2 protein-coding genes are annotated in these 1,820 nt (G+C 57.7%); both read right to left on the reverse strand.

Features of this window, described 5'->3' with window-relative positions; all coding sequences use genetic code 11:
- The coding region (locus PSTU_RS0100425; protein ID WP_019339075.1) for a TRAP transporter large permease at nt 1–1,274 on the reverse strand (1,274 nt) is incomplete at its 3' end.
- On the reverse strand, nt 1,274–1,801 hold the full coding sequence (locus tag PSTU_RS0100430) for a TRAP transporter small permease (RefSeq protein WP_029404533.1): 528 nt from the start codon (nt 1,799–1,801) through the stop codon (nt 1,274–1,276). The genes PSTU_RS0100430 and PSTU_RS0100425, both read right to left, overlap by 1 nt.
- Nucleotides 1,802–1,820 lie beyond the last annotated feature (19 nt).

Genomic DNA, 1,820 nt, shown 5'->3' on the forward strand with positions numbered 1-1,820 from the left:
ACCAGGCTGGGCAGCCAGAGAGAGATCGCGGGAATGTAGGTTACCGCAAGCAACACCGCGAACAGCGCAAGGTAGAAGGGCAGCAGTGCCTTGACCGTGTTCTCGATGGTGACCTTGCCCACCGCAGCGCCAACAAACAGCACAGCGCCTACCGGTGGAGTGATCAGTCCGATGCCGAGATTGACCAGCATGATCATGCCGAAGTGCACCGGATCCACACCGATATCGGTGATTACCGGCATTAGGATCGGCGTAAGGATAAGGATCAGCGGGGCCATGTCCATCAGCGTGCCAAGAACCAGCAGCATGAAATTGATGCACATGAGCACGACGTAGCGGTTGTCCGAGATAGTCAGCAGCGCCGAAGTGATCTGCGACGGAATCTCCATGAGCGTCATCATGTAACCGAACGCCGATGCGAACGCGATGAGGATCATCACTATCGACAGGGTGCGTACGGTGCGATGCATCAACTTTGGAAGATCGCGCCATTTGTAGTCGCGATAGATGAACATTGTGACGAAGAAGGCCCATACCACGGCGATCGACGCCGACTCGGTAGCAGTAAAAATGCCTGACAGGATGCCGCCGAGAATGATGACCATCGTCATCATGCCCCAGAGCGCTTCCACGCAGATCTTTAGCGCCTGGCGCAGCGGGATGACGTCGCCCTTCGGATAGTTACGCTTGCGGGCGAAGTACAGGCACATGCCCATCATCACAACGCTGAGCAGCACGCCAGGACCAATACCTGCAACAAACAGCGAGGCGATCGAAATGGTGCCACCCGCTGCCAGCGAATACAGCACCGAGTTATGGCTGGGCGGCGTAAGCAGTGCTTGCACCGAGCCGCTGACCGTTACGGCAGTGGAGAACTCGCGCGGATAGCCGTTCTTTTCCATTTCCGGGATAAGCACCGAGCCGACCGATGCCGTATCAGCCAGCGATGAGCCGGAGATCGCTCCAAAGAACGCCGAGGACATGATGTTGACGAGCGAGAGACCTCCGCGCACGAAGCCAACCAATACCCCAGCGAAGGCAACGAGACGCCGAGCCATGCCGCCCTCGGCCATGATCGCACCGGCCAGTACAAAGAACGGGATGGCAAGCAGCGAGAATTTATTGATGCCGCCCGCGACCTGAATCATCATCGCGCCAAACGGAATATCAATCCACCAAGCGCCGAGCAGGGCAGCCAACCCCAGCGCATAGGCGACGGGCATACGCAGTGTAATGAGCACCATGAAACTTCCAATCAAAATCAGCGCGTCCATTACACCGCCTCCTTGCTGTCTTCAAGGGCTTCGTAATCGACCGCCCGACGATGGCTCTGGTCACCAAGAAACAGGCGTTCCAGCACAAAAATCAGCGTGATGAAACCGCCGAGAGGAATCGGCGCGTATGTGATGCCTACCCGCAGAGTTGGCAGAGTGCTCATGAACTGGTGCCACGTCGCGATGCAAAGCGAGGTTCCCCAGATGGTCATGAACAGGCAGATGATCGCCATGACGATCTGCACGAAAACGGTAATCGCACGTTGCCACGATTCCGGCATCCGCTGGGCGACCATGTCCATCGCCATGTGCGCGCCCGCGCGATAACTCGCGGCCGCACCGAGAAAAGTAAACAGCACCATCAGCAGGATCGCCACGGGTTCAGGCCATCCCGAGCCGCTTCTAAGGACGTAGCGAGCGAAAATGCCCCAGGGAATGATCAGGGACATCAGCGCGACGGAAAGGCCGGCGACCCAGATGCAGGTTTTGTAGATCACGTCGTTGACGCTCAGGATCGTGTTTTTCATGACTTCACCACGGGCGCCG

This window comes from Stutzerimonas stutzeri SDM-LAC (assembly GCF_000235745.1).
Lineage (GTDB): Bacteria > Pseudomonadota > Gammaproteobacteria > Pseudomonadales > Pseudomonadaceae > Stutzerimonas > Stutzerimonas stutzeri_H.